Origin of the sequence: Alteromonas sp. KUL150, from assembly GCF_009811475.1 — a bacterium.
Lineage (GTDB): Bacteria > Pseudomonadota > Gammaproteobacteria > Enterobacterales > Alteromonadaceae > Alteromonas > Alteromonas gracilis.
This window is the reverse complement of sequence record NZ_BLIJ01000021.1, coordinates 45,662-68,463: the sequence shown is the minus strand read 5'-3', so window position 1 is coordinate 68,463 and position 22,802 is coordinate 45,662. Positions and strand designations below refer to the sequence as shown.

17 protein-coding genes are annotated in these 22,802 nt (G+C 46.7%); 1 reads left to right on the top strand and 16 read right to left on the bottom strand.

The window, feature by feature from the left end:
* The 14 genes from GVO62_RS04345 to GVO62_RS04280 form a co-directional block, all read right to left on the bottom strand.
* Entirely contained in the window at window positions 1–984 is a 984-nt protein-coding gene (locus GVO62_RS04345; RefSeq protein WP_159117896.1) for a D-alanine--D-alanine ligase, read from the bottom strand.
* Between the two features lies 1 nt (window position 985).
* Window positions 986–2,431 (bottom strand): UDP-N-acetylmuramate--L-alanine ligase, encoded by a 1,446-nt coding sequence (gene murC / locus GVO62_RS04340; RefSeq protein ID WP_120961755.1) that lies wholly within the window; start codon window positions 2,429–2,431, stop codon window positions 986–988.
* Window positions 2,431–3,573 carry an undecaprenyldiphospho-muramoylpentapeptide beta-N-acetylglucosaminyltransferase gene (gene murG / locus GVO62_RS04335; protein WP_159117895.1) on the bottom strand — a complete coding sequence of 381 codons (1,143 nt, stop codon included), beginning with the start codon at window positions 3,571–3,573 and terminating at the stop codon, window positions 2,431–2,433. Before murG ends, murC begins: the two co-directional genes overlap by 1 nt.
* Window positions 3,566–4,987, bottom strand: coding sequence for a cell division protein FtsW (ftsW, locus tag GVO62_RS04330; protein WP_159117894.1), 1,422 nt, complete (start codon window positions 4,985–4,987; stop codon window positions 3,566–3,568). Before ftsW ends, murG begins: the two co-directional genes overlap by 8 nt.
* Window positions 4,984–6,471, bottom strand: coding sequence for a UDP-N-acetylmuramoyl-L-alanine--D-glutamate ligase (gene murD, locus GVO62_RS04325; RefSeq protein WP_159117893.1), 1,488 nt, complete (start codon window positions 6,469–6,471; stop codon window positions 4,984–4,986). The genes ftsW and murD overlap by 4 nt, the downstream gene beginning before the upstream one ends.
* A 21-nt stretch (window positions 6,472–6,492) precedes the next feature.
* Complete coding sequence (gene mraY, locus GVO62_RS04320) at window positions 6,493–7,575, bottom strand: phospho-N-acetylmuramoyl-pentapeptide-transferase (protein ID WP_159117892.1); 1,083 nt, start codon at window positions 7,573–7,575, stop codon at window positions 6,493–6,495.
* Complete coding sequence (locus GVO62_RS04315) at window positions 7,569–8,978, bottom strand: UDP-N-acetylmuramoyl-tripeptide--D-alanyl-D-alanine ligase (protein ID WP_159117891.1); 1,410 nt, start codon at window positions 8,976–8,978, stop codon at window positions 7,569–7,571. The genes mraY and GVO62_RS04315 overlap by 7 nt, the downstream gene beginning before the upstream one ends.
* Window positions 8,975–10,525 (bottom strand): UDP-N-acetylmuramoyl-L-alanyl-D-glutamate--2,6-diaminopimelate ligase, encoded by a 1,551-nt coding sequence (locus GVO62_RS04310; protein ID WP_159117890.1) that lies wholly within the window; start codon window positions 10,523–10,525, stop codon window positions 8,975–8,977. Before GVO62_RS04310 ends, GVO62_RS04315 begins: the two co-directional genes overlap by 4 nt.
* Window positions 10,515–12,287, bottom strand: coding sequence for a penicillin-binding transpeptidase domain-containing protein (locus GVO62_RS04305; RefSeq protein WP_105929583.1), 1,773 nt, complete (start codon window positions 12,285–12,287; stop codon window positions 10,515–10,517). The genes GVO62_RS04310 and GVO62_RS04305 overlap by 11 nt, the downstream gene beginning before the upstream one ends.
* Window positions 12,284–12,619, bottom strand: a complete 336-nt coding sequence (gene ftsL / locus GVO62_RS04300; protein WP_105929582.1) for a cell division protein FtsL — start codon at window positions 12,617–12,619, stop codon at window positions 12,284–12,286. Before ftsL ends, GVO62_RS04305 begins: the two co-directional genes overlap by 4 nt.
* Window positions 12,616–13,557, bottom strand: a complete 942-nt coding sequence (rsmH, locus tag GVO62_RS04295) for a 16S rRNA (cytosine(1402)-N(4))-methyltransferase RsmH (protein WP_159117889.1) — start codon at window positions 13,555–13,557, stop codon at window positions 12,616–12,618. The genes ftsL and rsmH overlap by 4 nt, the downstream gene beginning before the upstream one ends.
* On the bottom strand, window positions 13,554–14,012 hold the full coding sequence (mraZ, locus tag GVO62_RS04290) for a division/cell wall cluster transcriptional repressor MraZ (RefSeq protein ID WP_105929580.1): 459 nt from the start codon (window positions 14,010–14,012) through the stop codon (window positions 13,554–13,556). Before mraZ ends, rsmH begins: the two co-directional genes overlap by 4 nt.
* A gap of 470 nt (window positions 14,013–14,482) precedes the next feature.
* Window positions 14,483–15,307 carry a putative porin gene (locus GVO62_RS04285; RefSeq protein ID WP_159117888.1) on the bottom strand — a complete coding sequence of 275 codons (825 nt, stop codon included), beginning with the start codon at window positions 15,305–15,307 and terminating at the stop codon, window positions 14,483–14,485.
* A gap of 159 nt (window positions 15,308–15,466) precedes the next feature.
* On the bottom strand, window positions 15,467–16,237 hold the full coding sequence (locus tag GVO62_RS04280; protein WP_105929578.1) for a SapC family protein: 771 nt from the start codon (window positions 16,235–16,237) through the stop codon (window positions 15,467–15,469).
* 392 nt (window positions 16,238–16,629) lie between these two features.
* Between GVO62_RS04280 and GVO62_RS04275 the strand changes: the two genes are divergently transcribed.
* On the top strand, window positions 16,630–17,844 hold the full coding sequence (locus GVO62_RS04275) for a dipeptidase (RefSeq protein ID WP_159117887.1): 1,215 nt from the start codon (window positions 16,630–16,632) through the stop codon (window positions 17,842–17,844).
* A gap of 61 nt (window positions 17,845–17,905) precedes the next feature.
* Here GVO62_RS04275 and GVO62_RS04270 read toward each other — a convergent pair whose 3' ends face one another.
* Window positions 17,906–21,076: an efflux RND transporter permease subunit gene (locus GVO62_RS04270; protein WP_159117886.1), complete on the bottom strand. Its 3,171-nt coding sequence runs from the start codon at window positions 21,074–21,076 to the stop codon at window positions 17,906–17,908.
* Window positions 21,069–22,802, bottom strand: a complete 1,734-nt coding sequence (locus GVO62_RS04265) for an efflux RND transporter periplasmic adaptor subunit (RefSeq protein WP_159117885.1) — start codon at window positions 22,800–22,802, stop codon at window positions 21,069–21,071. Before GVO62_RS04265 ends, GVO62_RS04270 begins: the two co-directional genes overlap by 8 nt.

The window sequence follows — 22,802 nt, the reverse complement described above, 5'->3', positions numbered from 1 at the left end:
CTACGCCTTGTTTGCAACGTCGTCAAAACTGGTAGAAAGAATACTGAGTACCAGTTCGTCAAAGGTTAATCCTGCAACTTTGGCTGCCTTAGGCACCAAACTTTTTTCTGTCATGCCAGGCACTGTATTCACCTCTAGCAAATAAAATTGCCTTTGGTTGTCCTGCATAACGTCTATTCTGCCCCAACCGCTGCCAGAAATAGCGTCGAAAGCACGTGATGCTAGTTTTGCTAGCTGTGCTTCTTGCTCTTCAGACAAGCCGCTTGGGCAATAATATTCAGTCGTATTATCCTGATATTTCGCAGCATAATCATAGAATGTATGTGGAGTAGACATGCGAATAGACGGCAACGCCTGCCCCTGTAACACAGAAACAGTGAATTCGGGACCGTCTATATACTGCTCTAACAGGACTTGATTATCATATTTAAAGGCGTCCTGAACGGCAGTTTCGAGTTGTTTAGCGCTTGTCACTCTCGCCATGCCAATACTCGACCCTTCTCTGGCCGGTTTTACCATGACTTCATTCCCCAATTTATCCATTATAGCGCTGCACTTACCAGCTTCAAAGTGCCTTTTATCAGCAATTTCATATTTAGCGGTAGGTAAACCTAAACTTTGCCACACTTGCTTAGTGTGAATTTTGTCCATTGCCAGCGCTGAGCCCAAAACGCGACTTCCCGTGTAGGGTATTTTTAGAAGCTGAAGAGCACCTTGCATAGAGCCATCTTCACCACCTCGACCGTGCAGCATAATGAGCGCTCGGTCTACGTTTAGTTCAAGAAGGTCGGTTAGCGGGCGCTCTGCAGGGTCGAAAGCAAAAGCATCCACGCCTTGTCTTAGCAATGCATTTAGCACCGCGTTGCCCGAATTTAGCGATACTTCCCGTTCAGCAGAATCGCCGCCAAGCAGCACAGCAACTTTTCCATACTCGCCGGGCAAGTGTGTTTTTTGTGAGTGAATACTTACTGAAGGTATAGACATATTATTCTCCTTCCTTTGTAAGTGTTTTTGGCTCTAACTCACAACGCGCTAATAACTTCGCGATTTGACCGATATTACCCGCCCCTTGGGTCATCACAATATCGCCGTCTTGCATGATATTCGCCAAAATTGCAGGTAAGGCGTCTTTATCGCCTACATATACCGGCTCTATCTGTCCCCGCTGACGAATTGAACGACACAGCGCTTTACTGTCAGCACCCTCAATCGGCTGTTCACTGGCTGCGTAAACGTCAAGAAGCAGCAGTGCGTCAACGCTCGACAACACCTCAACGAAGTCTTCGTACAGATCACGAGTTCGCGTAAACCGATGGGGCTGGTAGACCATAACCAAACGTTTATCAGGCCAGTTTGCGCGAGCTGCAGCAATAGTGGCTCTTACTTCTGTAGGATGATGGCCGTAATCATCCACCAAGCACACTTCACCTTTACTCGTGTTGAATGTACCTAGCTGTTCAAATCGGCGACCAATGCCTCCAAAACTGGCTAAAGCACGCATAATGGCGTCGTCGTCTACCCCTTCATCCGTTGCCACCGCAATGGCAGCAAGAGCATTTAAAACGTTATGGTTGCCCGTAAGATTTAACGTTATATCTAACGGCTCGTGATCCGGTCGAATAACGGTAAAATTTGCTTTGCCAAATGAGAGCGTAATATTTTCAGCGCGATAGTCATTGTGCGGCTCAAAACCGTAAGTAATGATACTTCGTCCAATACGCGGGCGAATCTCTTGAATATTGGCATCGTCGCCACAGACAATGGCCTGACCGTAAAATGGCAAGTTAGACAGAAAATCTACGAAGGTATCTTTTACCTTTGAGAAATCGCCGCCATAGGTATCCATGTGATCCGCTTCAATGTTCGTAACCACCGATACCATTGGCTGAAGGTGAAGGAAAGATGCATCGCTCTCATCAGCCTCGGCAATTAGATAACGACTTTTTCCTAACCGGGCATTTGTGCCAGCACTATTTAACAGGCCGCCAATCACGAACGTAGGGTCGTATTCGGCTTCTGCGAATATGGTAGAAATCAAACTGGTTGTGGTAGTTTTGCCATGCGTTCCAGCTATCGCAATACCGTGACGGAATCGCATCAACTCCGCCAGCATTTCTGCACGGCGAATAATAGGGATACGTTTTTCACGAGCAACGATAATTTCTGGGTTTTGCTCGTTAATTGCGCTAGACACAACGATAACATCCATGCCTTCGACATTTTCAGCGCGATGACCAATTTTCACTTCGGCACCTAACTCGCTTAAACGCTGTGTCATAGGCCCTTCTTGAATATCAGAGCCAGCAATAGCATAACCTTCGTTAAGCAGCACTTCTGCAATACCGCCCATACCGGCACCGCCAATACCAATAAAGAATATATTTTTTACCCTGCGCATTTGCGGGCTTTCAAATGGGGTTTTAAAAACCATTAGTCCCCTACTCCTACCACGCTTTTAACGTGGCTTACTACATTTTCCGTGGCATGAGTGCTTGCACATGTTTTGGCAACAGCTCCCATTGTTAAGCAGTTTTCAGGGTGTTGTAACCACTGACGAACCGCCTGCCCTAAATTTTCTTTTAATACAGATTGAGCAATCATAAGTGCTGCATTTTGCCTCACTAGCGACTGCGCATTTTTTGTTTGGTGATCGTCAACCGCAAACGGTAGCGGTACGAAAATCGCCGCGCGTCCAGCAGCTGCAACTTCACTTACCGTAAGCGCACCGGCTCTACAGACAATAAAATCTGCCCACTCATAAGCTGCGGCCATGTCATCAATAAAATCACTGACATCGATTTTCGACATATCTGCGCCCACCGACGCATAGGCATTAATGACACCTTCACTGTTACCTTTTCCGCACTGGTGTTTTATTGATAAGCCCTCTAGCACACCACAGGTCTCGGGTACGGTTTCATTCAAAACTTGTGCGCCTAAGCTGCCGCCAACAACAAGCATGTTTAGGCCTTGTTTGTGCTCACAGATGTTTTCAAAACGGTTTTCAAGCGTGTTTTTACGAGCGTTTGTATTAATGCCTACAGGTTTTGATTTCACCTGCCAAATCTCATCGCGAACTGGATTGCCCACAGTATGCACGTTGTCAGCAACGCCTGAGAATTGTTCTTTAGCATCGTCAAAGCCAAGGAGTACTCGGTTTGCGATTTTGCTAAGAAGCTTATTGGTCATGCCTGCCGCGGCATTTTGCTCATGCACAATGACGGGGATGCCTAAGCTTTTTGCTGCTACCCCGCCGGGACCGCTAGCATAGCCGCCAAACCCAACAACAACATCAGGCTTTAGCCGTTTGATGATTCGTCTTGCTGAGAATAAACTTTTTACCAGGGCAATAGCGCCCTTAAAACGTGCCGACATCCCTTTACCACGTAGCCCTTTTACCGGAATAAAGTGAATAGGAATACCGTGCTTAGGTATTACCTGCGCTTCCATTCGCTCGGCGGTGCCCAACCAATGAATATCCCAGCCCTCGCTACGAAGCGCATTGGCTACCGCAAGGCCTGGAAAAACATGCCCGCCTGTACCGCCAGCCATTATTAAACAGCGTTTAGCCATTGTCGGCCTCCTGCGCCACGCGCGCGAGAATGGCTTTAATGCCGGCTTTGCCTTCATCTTCCGCTGTTGATGTTTTAGTCGCAGGTTTCGCCTTAACAATTCCAGTTGAAAAATCTTCTTCATCAGCATCGTTTACTGATGCTGACGGGGATGTTGCTGGCACCTTTGATTGAGCCGCACCTGAAGGAATAGGCTTTTTCCTACGCGGGTGTTTCTTACCGTCTTTCCCATCACCTCGGCCAATTGCCTGTACGCCATCAACGCGCAATTCGAAGTCGATACGAAGCAATATAGCCACAGCCACAGACATAACGATAAGTGACGAACCGCCATAGCTAACTAGTGGTAACGTTAATCCTTTGGTTGGCAGAATACCTGCGCTTGCGCCAATGTTTACCGCCGTTTGGAAACTAAACCAGATGCCGATGCTGTAAGCCAGATAGCCATCAAACGCTCGACCTTTCTCTAGTGCTTTATTTCCAATGCTTAACGCGCGCAATACCATCCATAAAATGAGGCCAAGTACCGCGAGTACGCCAACAAAGCCAAGTTCTTCTGCCAAAATGGCCATAACAAAGTCGGTATGTGCCTCTGGCAAAAATTCCAGTTTTTGCAGGCTGTTACCCAGACCTTGCCCAAACCAGTTACCGCGGCCATAAGCCATTAAGGATTGGGTTAGCTGATAACCCGCGCCAAACGGGTCTGCCCACGGATCTAAAAATGAAGTTACCCGTTTCATTCGGTATTCTTCAAACACGATAAGTGCGACAACCGCCAATATGCCTGCAAACACCAATGCGAAGAACTGCCATAGTCGTGCGCCAGCTAAAAATAACAGGCCAATTGTAGTGGCGAACATTACCACCACTGTACCCAAGTCTGGCTGAAGCAGTAGCAACATCGCTAATACAAAAAACACAGCCAGTGGTTTGATAAAGCCTTTCAAGTTTTCTGTAACTTCTTCATAACGGCGAACTAAATAGCCCGCCAGATAGGCGAAGAAGAAAAGCTTGGCTGGCTCTGCAGCCTGAATAGTAATAGGGCCAATCGCCAACCAGCGAGTACTTCCGTTTACGGTTCTTCCAACCACGAGTACAGCCAATAGGAGCGCGATGGCAGCGAGCAGTAGATAAGGGTTAGTCATGCGCCAAAACTGCATAGGAAGATTCAGTACAACCATGGCCGCGACTATCGCTCCAACGATATAAATACCGTGGCGAATAGCAAAGTAAAATGGGTTGTCGTGCAGTCTATCCGCAACCGGCATAGATGCAGACGTAACGATAATAACGCCAATGCTCATTAATGCTAGCGCGATTAAAATAAGCGTGACGTCATAAGGATGCGTCGCTGTTTGCTGCCCGTCATGCCTTGCAGCAAATAAAGCGCTTAGTTTAGTAGAGGCCGCCATCATAGTACCGCCTCCAAACTCATATTGTGTAGGTCGTAAACGTCCTGTTTGAAGGTGTCTCCGCGATGCATATAGTTTTTAAACATATCTAAACTCGCACACGCAGGTGAAAGCAGCACCGTATCGCCGGGAGCAGCAACCCTAATCGCCGCTTTCACCGCATCTTTCATTGTGGCTACGCGGGTTGTATGCGCGAAGCTCTCTTCGAACAAGTGTGCATCTTTGCCCAAAGCAAACACATGGAAAACGTGCTGGTTTAGATAAGGCGCAAGACTTGCCATATCAGCACCTTTGGCATCGCCTCCTGCAATAAGAATAAGCTTGCCATCTATAGTTGGGCCAATTCCCTCAAGTGCTGCGATGGTCGCCCCAATATTAGTGGCTTTTGAATCGTCGATATAGCGAACATTGTTTACACGGGCTATTTCAACACAGCGATGAGGCGCAGATTTGAAGCTGTGTAGATATTTAACCGCCGCTTGAGGCGTCACACCGAGTTTAAGGCAGATGCCAAGGGCTGCCATAATATTTAACACGTTATGCATGCCGGCTAAATGAATGTCGCTTAAAGCGATAAGCTTTTCGCCGTTAAACGCGATACACGGTTTCCCATCGTCTTCGAAGGTCGCGATAGAAAAACCGCTAGAAGACTCACCTAAGCCATACTCAATAATATATTGTGCACCTTGCTTTTCTATATGAGGTGTTTCACTTAGATAAGTATCCGAAACCGGGCTTAAGTTGTCATTAGCCTCAACTAAAAGGTGTTCATCGGGTGCTACAAACTCACCGTCTCGCCAGACAATGGCTGATTTGGCATTATCAAAAATGCGATGCTTAGCATCAACATACGCCTCTAGCGTTCCGTGACGGTCCAGGTGATCATCGGAAATATTCAGTATCGTGGCAGCCTCAAGCACTAGACTTGACGTTGTTTCAAGCTGAAAGCTCGACAATTCCATTACTACCACATCAGCATCGCTTTCCAACGCTTCCAATACAGGTCGGCCTACGTTACCCGCTTCAATGCTTTTCACGCCACAGGCGTTGAGTAAGTGATTGACTAGCAGAGTGACAGTGGTTTTGCCGTTTGAGCCCGTTATACCCACTACACGCTTAGCAGGCGTGTTGCTGCTGTTTGAGATGTTTAAGCGGGCAAATAGTTCTACGTCGCCAATCACTTCAACGCCGCATGTTTTCGCTAGGCTAACTTGTTCAATGTTAAGCGCAAGACCCGGGCTTAACACCAAGGTGTCTACGCCATCAAAGAAATCTGCGCTAAGCGCATTACACGTGACCTTTTCAGCCATGAACGCTTGCATGTCAGGTTCAAGGTCACCATTAAGATCAGCAGGTGCAGTAAAATTCGCGCGTGTATCAAACGCTTTAACGGTTGCCTGTTTCTGCAACAAAAAGCGCACGCAAGCCTGACCCGTCATACCTAGGCCACCGACTACATAACTATGCTCACGTACGTTATACGACATTAATATTTATCTCTTCAGCGCTTATCTGAGTTTGAGGGTAGCGAGCCCCACCAAAACCAAAATGATAGAAATTATCCAAAAACGCACAATCACGCGCGGCTCTGGCCAGCCCTTTAATTCATAGTGGTGGTGGATGGGTGCCATCCGAAATATACGCTGACCACGTAGTTTGTAAGAACCAACTTGCAGGATCACTGACAAGGTCTCTATGACAAACACACCACCCATTATGATGAGAACCAATTCTTGACGCACAAGTACGGCAAGTACACCCAAGGTTCCGCCTAGCGCTAATGAGCCAACATCCCCCATAAACACCTGTGCTGGATAGGTGTTAAACCATAAAAAGCCCAAACCTGCGCCGACTATAGCGGTACAGACAATCACCAGTTCACTGGTAAGGGGGATGTGCGGGATATTTAAGTACTCAGCAAAATTTGCGTTACCTGTTACATAGGCAAAAATAGCGAACGCGCCTGCTACCAAAATGGTTGGCACTATTGCCAGGCCATCCAGGCCATCGGTAAGGTTTACCGCGTTACTGGTTCCTACAATGGCAAAGTAAGTAATGATGATGAAAAAGGCACCCAACTGCGGGAATACCTCTTTAAAGAAAGGTACCAGCAGCGAGGTTTCAGCGCTTATTGTGGCACTGCTATACAAATAAAACGCCACACCTAAAGCCACAACCGATTGCCAGAAATATTTCCAGCGTGCGATTAGCCCCTTTGAGTCTTTGCGAATGACTTTTCTATAATCGTCAACAAACCCAATAATACCGTAGGCCACCACCACGGTCAGGGTTACCAGCACATAACGGTTTGTGAGATCTGCCCATAGCAGGCCGCTTACCACGATTGCCGCTAAGATGAGTAGCCCGCCCATTGTGGGCGTGCCCGATTTTGATAAATGGCTTTGCGGGCCATCGTCGCGCACGGTTTGACCGATTTGCATACGCTGCAAATAACGGATCATTTTAGGGCCAATAAGAATGGCAATAAGCAACGCGGTCAACGTACTTAATATTGCGCGAAGGGTTAGGTATGAAAATACGTTAAACCCTGAATCGAATTGTGTCAGCCAGTCGGCGAGCCAAATTAACATGCTATTCGCTCCCGACGGCTATCCAGCTTTCCCAGCGTAGAGGCCTCGATCGCCTCTACCACGCGTTCCATCTTAGAACTGCGTGAACCCTTTACTAAAATTGAAATATCGCGCTGCTGCACTAACAAATCATTCTCCATTGCGGTCAACAAACTTTCAACATCGCTGAAATGACCACCATTTTCATTAAACACAGCACTTGCTGACTGACTCAAAACACCCATAGTGTAAAGGTAATTAATCCCTTTTTGTTTTGCATATTCACCTACCTGCTCATGATAAAAACGCGCCTGTTCGCCCAATTCTTTCATGTCTCCAAGCACAAGTACTCTTATGCCTGAAAAGCTGCTGAGAGTATCAATTGCTGCGTTCACAGAAGCCACGTTGGCATTGTAGGTATCGTCTAGTAATCGAACTTGTTCGGTAAGCTGTTTTACATTTAAACGGCCGCTAACCTGCTTCATGGCAAGTAAACCGTCACGCACGTTTTCTAATGTCGCACCCACTTGTAACGTCAGCGCCGCAGCGACCAACGCATTGCCTACGTTATGAATACCGGGGATAGTAAGCTGGATAGCTATTCCGCCCTGAGGACAAACTAGTTGAAATGCGGCGCATCCATCTAATCCGATAGTAATATCTTGCGCTTTGAAGTCGGCGTCGTTTTTTTGTTCAGGGGAAAATGTCAGCGTTTTAGTCTGTTTAAGTTTACCTTGCCAAAACTCTGCAAATTGACTGTCGATGTTAACAACGGCTACACCGTCGCTTCCCAACCCTTTAAATATTTCGCTTTTTGCTCGAGCTACGCCTAATAAGCTGCCAAAGCCTTCTAAATGAGAAGCCGCAGCATTTACGATAGTTGCAACATCAGGCTTAACCAAGTCGGTAGTGTAGGCAATCTCACCTAAATGATTTGCTCCTAACTCCATAACGGCGTATTCATGCTGAGGCTCTAGGCGAAGCAAAGTTAAGGGGACACCAATATCGTTATTGAAATTCCCTTTAGTGGCGAGCACATTACCTCTACGGGCTAAAATTGCTGCACACATTTCTTTAACCGTGGTTTTACCGCTACTTCCTGTGATCGCAATAGTTTTTGGTGCAACCTGTGCCTTCACCGCCGCTCCTAATGCGCCCAATGCCTCTTTGGTGTCTTTCACCAAAATTACAGGTAGCGATGTCACTATCTCTTCACTGGCAATAACTGCACTAGCCCCTGCTTTTTCAGCGGTCTCGACAAAATCATGACCGTTAAAATTTGGGCCTTTAAGTGCTAGATATACCGCGCCCGCTTCGAGCGTGCGGGTATCAGTACTTACCGAACACACTTCGGTGTCCGCAGCAGTACCTACTAATTTTCCGTTAACCTTTTCGGCTATCCACGACAGCGTTGTTGTTATCATTTGCTGTACTCCTGTTGCAGTCGCGCCACAACTGCACGTTCGTTATAGTTAGTCTTTTTGTCACCGATAATTTGGTAATCTTCATGGCCTTTTCCAGCCACTATGATGATGTCGCCTTCCTGTGCATGCTCAAGGCAATGACGAATAGCTTCTTCGCGGTCTGCAATAGCGACTGCCAGTTCGCGATTTTGCAAACCGTCATTGATATCTTTCGCAATAGACTCTGGGCTTTCACTGCGACTGTTATCGGTTGTGATAACAATCGCGTCAGCACCTGACTCGGCTGCCTGCCCCATCAAAGGCCGCTTACCTTTATCTCGATCACCGCCGCAGCCAAATACACACCACACGTTACCGCTAGTATGAAATTTTGCGCTAAGCAGCACCTTCTCAAGTGCGTCAGGCGTATGCGCGTAGTCCACCACTAAATTGGCAGCGCCTTTAACAGGAAACACTTCCATTCGGCCAGGTACAGGAGTAATAGCATTTACCGCTTTAACCACTTCATCAAAACGCTCGCCCTCAGCTAATAAGGTCGCGATGGCACTTAGCACATTACTGATGTTGAACTTACCGAAAAGTGGCAAAGCTATAGCAGCACTTCCCCAAGAGCTCACTAGCTCAAAGCTACATCCACCCGCATGATAAGAAGCATTTGTGGCGAAACAATGGCGATATTGAGGATTGTTGTAGGCGCTTAACAGCGCAGCATCTTTGCTATCATCAATACCAGTCCACACTCGCATAATGGCGCTATCTGCGGCACCGTCCCACTTTGTACTTTCATCATCGTTCGCGTTTAACACTACGATTTTCAAACCCGGCTGTTGAAGCAGCAAGCGCTTGGCTTTGCCATACTCTTCCATTGTGCCGTGATAATCGAGATGGTCTCGCGTAAGGTTGGTGAAAATCGCAATATCGGTTTTAACCGTGCCAAGACGCCCTTGAACCAACGCGTGAGAACTTGCTTCAAAGGCGGTATGGCGCACTTCGCTTTGCACAAAGTCTGCCAATAAATATTGCATACGTATGGCGTCGGGCGTTGTGTTTGCCGCAGGTGTATTCGCCCACTGCGTTTCGTCACCTTCAAATACGCTACTGCCCAAGGTACCTATACTTGCGCTGCGCGTACCTAACACATCTTTAAGCTGGGTAAGCAATTGAACTGTAGAGGTTTTTCCATTTGTTCCGGTTACCGCAACAGTCGTCATTTTTTGTGCGGGATAGTCGTAGAATGCAGCAGCTAGTGATGAAAGCATTTGCGGTAATTCATACAGCGAAATAATTACGCTGTGATCACGCATTTCCATTTGACCATGGGCTCCACTGTCGTCAGTTTGCGCCAGAATTACACGGGCCCCTAAACTTATTGCCTGCGGGATAAAATCTCGACCGTCTCGTTCGTGCCCTTTAATAGCCAAGAACGCCAACCGGGTGTTCACCTCTCGACTATCTAACGTAAGACCTTCAATACGAATATCCGGCGCCTCTACGCCGAACTTCGCTAGCAAGGCTTTAGTGCTTTGAATAAAGGCATTAACTACCACTTTGACCTCCTTTCAATAAGCTGCTTGAGGTAACCTGCTTGTCGTCTGGCGTAACGTTTAACATGTGTAACGCGCCGCCCATAATCGACGAAAAGACCGGTGCAGCTGTATCCCCCGCGTGATACAAATCGCCGCCGGGTTCGTTGATCAATACAATAGTTACTAATCTAGGGTCGGACACAGGTGCAATACCGGCAAAGATGTTGACGTACTCTTCACCGTACCCGCCAGCTACTGCTTTTCGGCTCGTTCCTGTCTTTCCCGCTACACGATAACCGGGCACTGCTGCCTTCGTTGCAGTTCCGCCGCGCAGCGTAACGCTCTCCATCATCTGGACGATGGCGTTTGCGTTTTCTTCACTTATAACGCGCTCTGATTGTGCGTGCCACGAGGGTTGCTCTGGTGTTTTGATGATCTTAAGCGGCGTTTTAATTCCACCATTTGCCAATGTGGCATAGAGACGTCCCAACTGGGCCGTTGTCACTGAAATACCGTAGCCGAAAGAAAGTGTGGCAAGTTCAAATTCAGACCAACGACTACGCTCGTGGAAAATCCCGCTGCTTTCCCCGGCCATGTTAAGGCCCGTGTCACTCATCAACCCCATGTTGTAATAAGTATCAAGCAAGAACTGCTTAGGTACAGACAGCGCCAGTTTAGACGTCCCCATATTCGATGAATGCTGAATAATTTCTTCTAAGGTCAACTCACCGTAGTTACGCGAGTCTTTAACCAAGCTTCCACCTAAACGCATCCAACCTGGATGAGTATTGACAGAATCTTCCGGTTCCACCTCACCAAACTCCAAAGCAGTTAACACCGCAAGGGGTTTAAGTGCCGAGCCCGGTTCAAAGGCGTCAGTGATAATGCGGTTGCGCATGCGGTGTGGGCTGATATCACTTCTATCATTAGGATTGAACGATGGCGCGTTAACCATTGCCAGCACTTCGCCGCTTTTTACATCGATAACAATGGCAGAAGCCGAGCTTGATTGATAATAAATCATGGCTTCTTTTATCTCTTTGTAAGCAAGAGCTTGAATACGTTGGTCAATAGTCAGCTGTAAATCGCCGGCCTTTTCGCCTGAAGTAGTTTCTAAAATCTCAACTTGGCGACCTTTCGCGTCACGGCGAATTTTGCGAGAGCCTGGCGTCCCCGTTAGCCATTCGTTATACATCCGCTCTAAGCCTTCAACACCTGTGTCATCCACATCAGTTACGCCGATTAACTGCGCTGAAACCTCACCCGTAGGATAGTAGCGGCGACTTTCGCGACGAAGATAGATGCCCGGAATGTCCAGTTTATCTACGTACTCGGCCATGGCAGGCGAAACTTGACGCTGCAGATACACAAAGCGGCGCTTGGGGTTAGCGACTTTTTCTTTAAGTTCATTAACGTCTTGGCGCAGCACATCAGCCAACGCTTCCCAACGACGTTCCTCTTTAAAACCGTCGTTTTCGTGAATAATTTTCGGGTCTGCGTAGATAGCGCGAACAGGCACACTCACTGCCAGCTCAACCCCGTTTCTATCGGTGATAAGGCCACGGTAGGTTGGCATATCACGGGTGCGAAGCGTTCGATTATCTCCCTGTTGAATAAGCTCATCAGGTTCAATAACTTGAATGTAGGCGGCACGGGCTGCCAGCACGCTGAATACCAACATTATGACAACAAGAACAACCACAAATCTCCAGTGTACTAAGCTGGGGGTAACATTTTGTTTTGCGCCAGTTTTCTTTCGCTGTCGATTATTTGCAACGTTCATTTCAATCTCACCACTACTTCATCGTCAGCAGTCGGGCGGTACATATCTAACTGTTTTTCTACGAGGTTTTCGATACGGTTGTGTTCAGTAAGCGCCCGTTGCTCTAGAACGAGGTTGCGCCACTCAACGTCAAGCTCGTCTTTCTCCTGCATAAGGTCTTCAAGGGCTATCACTTGCTGACGATTGTGGTGGCTGCTTAGCGTTACCGCCATAGCACTAACAATAACCATTAAATACAACAAAACCCGCAACTTGTTGCGGGTCAAATCTGAAACAATAATGAGCAGTAATTTAAAATTAGTGCTGGCCTTGTCTGGCGTGACTTTCGTCATAGTTTTTCTGCCACACGCAATACCGAACTGCGAGAGCGAACATTGTTCGCAATCTCCTGCTCTGAGGGTTTTATCGCTTTGCCTAATGCTTTTAGCACTTTATCGGCATCTATTTCAGCCTGAGTAATCGGTAAGTTATGTGGTACTGACTTCCCTTTACTTTGATCCTTGATAAAGCGTTTCACTAAACGGTCTTCAAGAGAGTGAAATGAGATAACAGCAAGACGCCCTTCTTTTGCCAGCACCTGTGTAGCCGCTTTAAGGCCAACGCGAAGCTGCTCTAACTCAGCATTGATATAGATGCGAATTCCCTGAAACGCTCGGGTTGCCGGGTGCTTAAATTTATCTTTAACCGGCACTGCTTCATCGATAATTTTTGCTAGCTGCGCAGTACGTGTAATGGGCGTATCTTTGCGTATATTTACGATAGCGTGCGCAATTCGCTTGCCAAATTTTTCTTCGCCAAACTCTTTAATTACCTGCGTAATATCTTGTTCTTCGGCGCTGGCTAGCCAGTCTGCCGCACTTTGCCCACGTGAAGTGTCCATGCGCATATCAAGCGGGCCGTCACGTAAAAAGCTAAAACCGCGTTCAGCATCGTCAAGCTGTGGAGAAGAGACGCCTAAGTCCATCAGCACACCGTCAATCTTTCCGGTTAGCCCTAGCGCTTCTATTTCTTCTGCCATATCACCAAACGGAGAGTGGATAATGCTAAAGCGCTTGTCATCGGCAAAACGTTCGGCTGCTTTAATCGCTTGAGGGTCACGGTCAAAGGCGATAAGACGCCCGCTTTCACCTAGCGAATTCAATATATGCGCTGAATGCCCACCACGACCAAAGGTGGCATCAATATAGATACCGTCTGGTTTAATTGCCAGCGCTTCAATACACTCGTCAAGCAGTACTGAAATATGTTTAAATTCATTAGGCTGCGTCATAGCGAGAAGTCCTGTAATCGTTCGGTAAGTTCAAATTCGCCTTTGCGTTCGGTGTCTATATCAGCTTCAACTTGTTGTGCCCAAATATCGGCATCCCAAATTTCGAATTTGTTTAACTGACCAACTAACATGACTTCTTTTGAGAGTTTTGCGAATGTTCGCAGTGGTGTGGGAACAAGAATACGACCGCTTTTGTCCATCTCGCCTTCAGAGGCATACCCAAGGAGCAATCGCTGGAGGCGACGCTCGGCTGGGATCATGCTTGAAAGTTTAGAGAGTTTAAGCTCAATCTCTTCCCATTCGGGAAGTGGGTAAAGCAGCAAACAACTTTGTTGTGTATCGACTGTGCAGACTAGTTGTCCCTGACAATCATCCAGCAGCGACTGACGATACTTCGTAGGTATAGCCAGTCTGCCTTTTGTATCCAGATTGATTGCGTTAGCGCCGCGGAACATTCCCCTAGCCTTTTATTATTTGCTCTTGGTTTTCTTGTTTTTTGAGTACTAATCTGCAAAGTGATGATGATTTGATCCACAATTCGCCACATTTACCCACTGAGATACAGTTTAGGTACCAATGATCCCCACTGTCAAGTAGAAAAAAGCCGTGGAGGCCGCATAAACACTGGGTTTTAACTGGCTGCATATACAGTACTTTTAGGAAGTGTATGATTAGGCATGTAAAAAAGATTAAAAAACATTCAACAGCGAAAAATTAAACCTATAATTTATCGATGAACTACAGTTTTTAACGCACTGAAGTGAAGGGCCTGTAGATTTCCCCAATCACGAGCGCAGCAACAAATCTAACGTGGTAAAGGTAGGAGGGTGAAAGCAAAAAATGAGCTTTCAACCTAGCTGAAAGCCCACTGTCTTTATTGTTTTTCGCTGTTGAATTTTATTCTATTGAGAAGCCGTGCATTTAATTAGAAACGGTATGTGGCTGACAATGCCGCAACATCGCTATCTACGTCGCTATCAATATCCGTTTCATAACTCGCTGATATTGCAAACTGCTCATTGACCCAGTAATCAAGCGCTACGCCTGCCGTTTTAACATTATCAAAACCGTCTGGCGCATTCGTATAGCTGTAGCTACCTTGAACACTTAATCCCGGGCTAAAGAAGTAACGCGCACTTCCAGACAGCACATCAATATCATCGGCGATGTATTGGGCTGTGAAATCCCATCCCGTTCCTGCATTACCTACTGTGGTATATCGGGTAAAAACAAGCGGCGATGTTTCATTTTCACTCTCGCTGTAGCTTTCTCCACCGGCATTAAAGTCGTAGGTGGCACGCTGGTAGATTAGACCTGCACCAATTTGCCACTGACGTGATAGGTTAAACCCTACTTTTAGATCAATATTGGTGTAGTCCTCATCACCAAAGTCATCATCAAATTTACTATGGGCGCCTTCTATAGCAAGCATCCAGGTATCATCAATATAAAACGTGCTGCCTAAATTAAACACGTCAATACCATCTAAATTTGCATAACTACCGGACAGGCTAGATACACGCTGAAGATAAGGGTTGATAAGGTAAGCGCCGCTGTTACCGCTCACTTCATCTAAATAGCGAACATATTTGGCGCCATAAAGATTTTCATCTAGCCCTTCAAAATCGACAGCCATAACTTGTACTTCGTTTTGTGTAGCGGCATGTGCTGCTGAGACTGAAAATACTGAAGCCGTAATGAGTGATAGTGCAGTTAGCGTTGTTGAAAATTTATTAGATTTGATATTCATGTCTTTTGTCCTTAAAAAAATGTGTTGGAATCGACGAACAAGATAAGACATTAAAACTTAACGGTTTCTGAACGAAAGATGACGAAGTCTGAACGTGAATTTTAGGCACAAAAAAGCCCGCGACTTGGCGGGCTTCTAACTTTCAAAATTAAGGGGCAATTACGCGCTTGGCGCCGCTTCGGCTGGAGCTTCTTCTGCTTTTACAGCAGAAAGCTGCATACTGCGAATTGGGTTTTCTGTACCGTTAGAGAGCTCAACAAGACGGTTTAGCTGACCAACAGACATCATTACTGCGTAGATAGCGCCTAGGAAGCCTTGCTTGTGCAGCTCTAGTACTTGCTCTTCTGGCAGCTCAAGAAGTTTCTTCTCGTTGATGCTCATCATGCCGGTAACGTTGCGCTGTTTACCATCTTGGTAAGTAAGGCGAATTTGAATTGGATCTAGTAGGTCTAGTTCCACAACTTTCGCCACGAAACGCTGAGTTAGCATTTCGCTATTCGCTAGGTCTGCTAGGAACTTCTGGCGGTTTTCAAGGAACTCGCTTGCTTCACCAGCTTCGGTGAATAGTGCTTGGCCTTCGTCAGAGATAAGGTCAGAGTTTTCATCAATATAAACACCAAGCTTGTCGCCGTCAGGACGTACGTCGAATGGGTAGCGAAGAATGTTCATCGGAACGTGTGGGCCTTTCCAACTATCGCCAGTAAGGAAAAGGTTTTGTCCTTGCTCCATGCCTAGCATAGTCACCACGTGATGGCGCTTTGCATTGGTATCTTCAATAAAAACCAACGGCATTGTCGCTGCAAGTTGTGCAAACTCACGAATCGTCGCTGCTGCAAGGTGTGTATTTTTCGCAAAGCTGAAAGAAGTGTTTACCGCAACCTTTAAGTCTTTATGCTTTTCTTTATCTAGCGGTACAAAATTAATAGCCATATTTATTTCTCATACTTGTTAGCTGTGGCCCCGGCTTGATTATGTGAGAAGAGCGGGTGCCATCAAAAATTTTACGTCGGCCGCGCTGATGCATATCAGCATCGATAGTTGGCGGAGCGCTTGGGAGTATCCCGTATTCGCGCAATGAAGTCACGCAGTCTTCACCATAACAAGTTTTAAATTTTTATTGCAATGTAAACTTGAAGTAAACAAGCACAAGCGCTCTAAAAATGAGCAATTCAAGCTAATTTCAAGAGTCGAAAGAGCGATTTGATGTAAATAAGAGTCTGTTGAAGACCTATTGTCGCGGTATGAATTATCCTTTAGTCTCTTATTGCTAGTTAATTAGGGGCTGTTGACCTAAGCGATAAAAAACAAAATAAGGATTTTCTATGAAGGGGCACTTCCCACTCTCGTCTTGCGCATTCTTTATCTCTGCGCTTTTTGCTTCCAACAGTGTATTTGCAGACACTCCGGTCTACTCTGCATCAGAAAACGCGATTAAAATCGCTCAAGAAACCATTATTGTAGACGGGCATATCGATGTGCCTTATCGTGTAAAAGAAAAGTGGGTTGATGTTACCAAGGCGACCGATGGTGGAGACTTTGACTACCCTCGCGCTGTATCCGGTGGTTTAAACGCCCCGTTTATGAGCATTTATGTACCCGCGAACTTAGACAATTCACCTGAATCTACACAGCTTGCTCACGAGCTTATTGACTCAGTAGAAGCAATTGTTGCTCGCGCTTCGGACAAGTTCGCTATTGCTAAAAGCCCTTCTGACGTAAAAGCACAGTTTGAAAAAGGGCTAATTTCTTTGCCTATGGGTATGGAAAACGGTTCGCCTATTCAGGGTGACTTGAAAAACCTAGCGGCTTTTTACGAGCGCGGGATACGCTACATTACTCTTGCCCATAGCCAAGCAAACCATATTTCTGATTCATCATACGACCTTCGCAGAAAGTGGAAAGGGCTGAGTCCATTTGGCAAAGAACTCGTAGGCGAAATGAATAATATTGGCATTATGTTGGATATTTCTCATGTGTCTGACGACGCCTTCTATCAGGTTATTGAATTGACTAAGGCGCCAGTTATAGCCTCTCACTCTTCACTGCGCCGCTTCACACCTGGCTTCGAACGCAACATGGATGACGACATGATCAAAAAGCTCGGCGAAAACGGCGGCGTGATCATGATTAACTTTGGTTCTAGCTTTGTTTCGAAAGAAGCCGGTAAATGGCGTAGCGGCCTAACTGCTGCACGCAAAGCGTTGGTTGAAAAGGAAGGTGAAGACAGCCCTAAACTAGAGAATTTTGAGGAGAATTATCGCAAAGAAGTACCCTACCCTTATTCAACACTTGATGAAGTACTTGATCATATCGATCACGTGGTAAAACTAATTGGTGTTGAACATGTGGGAATTGGTTCAGACTACGACGGTGTAGGTGACTCACTCCCCATTGGGCTTAAAGACGTAGCAAGCTTTCCAAACCTCGTTCAAGGGCTGCTAGATAGAGGCTATAGCCGCACAGATATTGAAAAGATATTAAGCGGTAACCTGCTGCGCGTTTGGCAGCAGGTAGAAGACTATGCGGCAGCGCACTAACTCGCTAGTACTTCATAGATAAGGCGTGGGGAAGCAGATATGTGCTTCCCTTTTTTGCCTGTTACGTTTTACGCGAAACAACGAAGTAAAACGCGCTTGGCAACACAAGTAAAGTTAGCACTAGTGCACTTGCCATACCACCCACCATCGGCGCGGCAATTCGCTGCATTACCTCGCTACCAGTACCCGTAGCATAAAGAACAGGCAGCAAGCCTACAATAATAGAAAGCGATGTCATCATGACTGGACGAAGTCTTGCCAAAGCAGCGTTAACGATTGCCTTTTTCACCCGCTCATCTTTGTTAGTATAAGCGTCTTCTGTCTCAGACTCAGGCATCGAGAGAGTTTCTGATACATATTGCTTTAAGTAAACCAGCATGATCACGCCTATTTCAACCGCTACACCCGCAAGGGCAATAAATCCGACACCCACAGCAACCGATAAATTGAAATTAAGAAGGTAAAGCAACCAAACGCTTCCAACCAATGCCAATGGCAAGGTAGCGAGTATTAACGCCACGTCGCGCAGGCGCCTAAATGCCAGATAGAGCAAAAGACAGATGATGGATAGCGTGAGAGGTATAACCACTGACAGTTTCGCTTTCGCACGCTCCAGATAAGCGAATTGGCCAGCCCAAGTAAGTGAGTACCCAGCAGGTACCTCAAGGTGATCTGAAAGGTGTTTTTTAGCCGCTGCTACATAGCCTCCCAAATCTATACCTGTGGCAGAATCGGACGATACGTCAATATATACCCAACCGTTTAAACGCGCGTTTTCACTTTTAATCGCTGCAGGACCATCATCTATGCGTACGTTTGCGACATCACCCAAAGTAATATGCGCCCCACTTGGAGTAACGAACGGCATGGATGCTAAAGATTCAGGGGTATCGCGATAATGCTGTAAAAACCGCATGGTTACAGGAAAACGCTCTCGCCCTTCCACAGACTGAGTCACTATTTGCCCGCCAATGGCTGTTCCCACAATTTTGTGAACATCGTCGATTGACATGCCATAGCGCGCCGCCAACTGACGATCAATATCAATATAGACATAGCGCCCGCCGACAACGCGCTCGGCGTATACCGACGCGGTATGGGGCACGTCTTTTAGTTGCGCCTCTATATCTTTACCAATAGATTCAATCCCCGCTAAATCTGGCCCAGCAATTTTAATTCCCACAGGTGTTTTTATCCCTGTTGCCAACATATCGATGCGGGTTTTGATAGGCATAACCCATGCGTTAGTCAGCCCGGGAAACTGTATAAGTGCATTAAGCTCTTCTTTGAGTTTTTCAGTGGTCATGCCGTCTCGCCACTGCGCTTTTGGTTTAAGCTGAATAAAAGTTTCAATCATAGTTAGTGGCGCAGGGTCAGTGGCCGTATCAGCCCGCCCAATTTTTCCAAATACTGTTTTAACTTCCGGCAGGGTTGCAATAAGCTTGTCGGTTTGTTGCAAAAGTTCTCTGGCTTTTCCAACCGAAATACTTGGATAAGTGGTGGGCATATACATTAAGTCACCTTCATCTATCTCAGGCATAAATTCACTGCCAAGATGACTTAACGGCCAATACATAGAAACCAATAAAACTAATGCGGCAACAAGGGTAACTAATGGGTAATTGAGCGAACGCATTAGCAATGGCCTGTAGACGCGCTCTAATGCGCGATTAACCGGGTTTTCTGCTTCAGCGCGTATTTTGCCGCGAACAAAATAGCCCGCTAACACAGGAACCAAGGTAATCGCGAGAGCGGCGGCGGCAGCCATGGCATATGTTTTGGTAAAAGCGAGTGGCGCAAAAAGCCGTCCTTCTTGGGCTTCCAACGCAAAAACAGGAATAAACGAAACCGTTATAATAAGCAGCGCAAAAAAAAGCGCTGGACCAACTTCCGATGTTGACCTTATCACCAGTTCCCAACGCTTGGCGGCAGAAAGCCGATAAGATGTTGCATTTGCGGAATGTTGATGTAAGTGCCTATGCAAATTCTCAACCACTACAATAGCGCCATCTACCATAGCACCAATGGCAATTGCGATACCGCCTAACGACATGATGTTGGCGTTAAGCCCTTGGATCTTCATCACGATAAAGGCGGTGAGAATACCAATGGGTAAACTGATTAACGCAACCATAGAGGAGCGTAGGTGAAACAAGAAGATAGCGCATACAAAGCCGACAACTAGTAGCTCTTCCACTAATTTATTTGAAAGCGTATCCACCGAGTTATCAATAAGTGTGGCCCTGTCGTAAACCGGAACTATCTTCACGCCTTTCGGCAAACTCGCTTTTAATGCCTCTAGCTTTTCTTTGACGGCATTGATAGTGGCTTTCGCATTTTCACCATATCGCATAACAATGATGCCACCTACCGTTTCGCCTTTCCCATTAAGCTCTGCGACACCGCGGCGCATCAGCGGACTTTCAACCACTTGCGCCACATCGTCGATGGTGATGCTCACACCATTTTGAATAACTCCTGTAGGTAATGCGAGTATGTCATCTATTCCCTGAATATAGCTTTGGGCAGTAACCATATATTCTGCTTCAGCCATTTCGATAACCGAAGCTCCGGTGGCGCGATTACCGCGTTTAAGGGCAATGTCGATCACAGATGGCTGAATGTTATAGGCGCGCAATTTCTCTGGGTCGACAATCACTTGGTACTGCTTAACCATACCGCCCACAGACGCAACTTCGGATACGCCTTCTACTGACTGTAGTTCAAACTTTAAGAACCAGTCTTGCAGTGCTCTTAACTCCCCAGCATCAAGCGCGTTTGACTGATTCACATCGTTTTCCAAAGCATATATGTATACCCAACCCACGCCGGTTGCGTCTGGGCCTAGCTGAGGTGTGACGCCTTCAGGCAGTTGCGAAGCGGCTTGGCTTAAATATTCTAAAACTCGGCTTCGCGCCCAATACATGTCCGTGTCATCATCAAAAATGACGTACACGTAAGCATCACCAAAAAACGAATAGCCTCGTACAGTTTGTGCCCCCGGAACTGACATTAACGCTGATGTTAGTGGAAACGTCACCTGATCTTCGACCACTTGTGGAGACTGACCCGGATAGCTTACTTTCACAATAACCTGGACATCAGACAAATCAGGGATAGCATCAATGGGTGTGTTTTTTACTGCCCAAACACCTGCAACACTCAGCATTAGTGCGCTCAGCAATATCAGTATTCTATTATTTACCGACCAGCGAATTACCGATTCAATCATGGTGCATGTGCTCCTTATGATTCATCGACTCATGATCTTTGGCGTTATGACTGTTTTTTTCATGACGCATTTCATCCCGCTCTTTTTCCATAGAGCTAGGGTTAGCAATACCGTTATTCGGGGTATGAGCGTGGGTACTTTGTTTCGAACCGTGAAGCATGTCGCTGTGCATAACGTGCTCCGCGGGTTTACGCATATCGATAACCGTGAATTCATCGCCGGTTACGAAGGTAAACGTCACCGTGTCGCCCTCTTTAAACTGGGATAAATCAATGTGTTTTGACACTGCAAACGACATAACTGCCGGGCCCCGTCCCCATTTCTCTATTGGTCCGCGTGCTATAACCACTTCGGCATTGCCGCCAGCCTCATCTGCTTTGTTGTTAACTGGCAATTTAATTGCCTCAATGGTTCCCGTCGTTGTTGCCTGATTGTCCGGTGCTCTCATCCGGTTGAAGTCACTGTTTTTAGACGACTCAGAATCAATTAAAAAGTGTGCTGATACTACAACCTGGTCTCCTGGCAACAAGCCGTCTAACACCTCAAAATGTGAATTGTCGCTTTGACCTAGCCTTACACTGACCGATTTGAAGTTCCCCTTCCCATCACTCAGGACTACTCTGGCTCCCTGGGAGAAACGAATTACTGCACTGCGAGGCACAAGTAGGGCAGCGGCGCGCTCAGCCGGTTTTATTGACACATGGGTGAACATATTGGGCTTAAGCTTATGATGATTATTGCTAAGTGGAATACGTACTTTCAAAGTTCGCGTAACGTCAGACATAGACGGATAAATGTATTCAATATGACTTTTCCATCTAGCATCTGAGGTATGAGCAAGTTCATCAAGACTGACTAAAGCTGTATCATGTAGAGCTATATTTTGCGCGTACTTTTCAGGAAGCTCGGCGATGACCCACACCGTATCTAGCTGGGCAATACTCATCAGCGTCATACCAGGCTGAATATAGAATCCCTCACGAATATTCAGGGCCTCCACCACCCCACCTTGCGGCGCGTTGAAAGTAACGGTTTGAGAAATGCGCCTGCTTTTTGTCAGGCCATCGAGAGCCTTCTGTGACAGCCCCAGCGTTTTAAGTCGCTCAGCAGCGCCTTCAATTAGGCGTGAGTCACCTCTTTTAAGGGCAAGCATATATTCCTCTTGTGCTGTCACCAACTCCGGTGAGTATAACGTGTAGAGTGCCTGTCCTTTTTCAACTTGCTCTCCCTGAGATTTGATAAAAAGCGTGTCGACCCAACCCGATACTCGGGGATGGATGTGAACAATACTATCTTCATCGTAGGCTACGCTACCTAACGCTGCGATGGTTTGCTCCAAAGCACCAATGGTGACTGGGGCAACTTTAACTCCCATGTTCTGTTGTACGTTGGAGGGGATCATAACTGTTCCAGGTGTGTGCCCGTCGCCTTGATTGGAACTTGTATCAGCAGTGGCATAAACCGGCACCAGATCCATTCCCATCGGTGACTTGCCGGGTTTATCTCGACGATAGCTATCATCCATAGGAGCGACCCAATATAGGGGCGCACTATCACTGTTTTGTGCGTTTCTTTGTTTGTCACTTTGCTCATTGCCTTCGCTCTTTCCATCACTGGAAGAGTGTGACGTTAATAATGTCGATAGACCCAGTGCTAAAAGGGCACCAATAACAACGCCTAGAATTAACCCTTTGGTTTTTGGACTTATATTTGTTGAAGGTGTCAT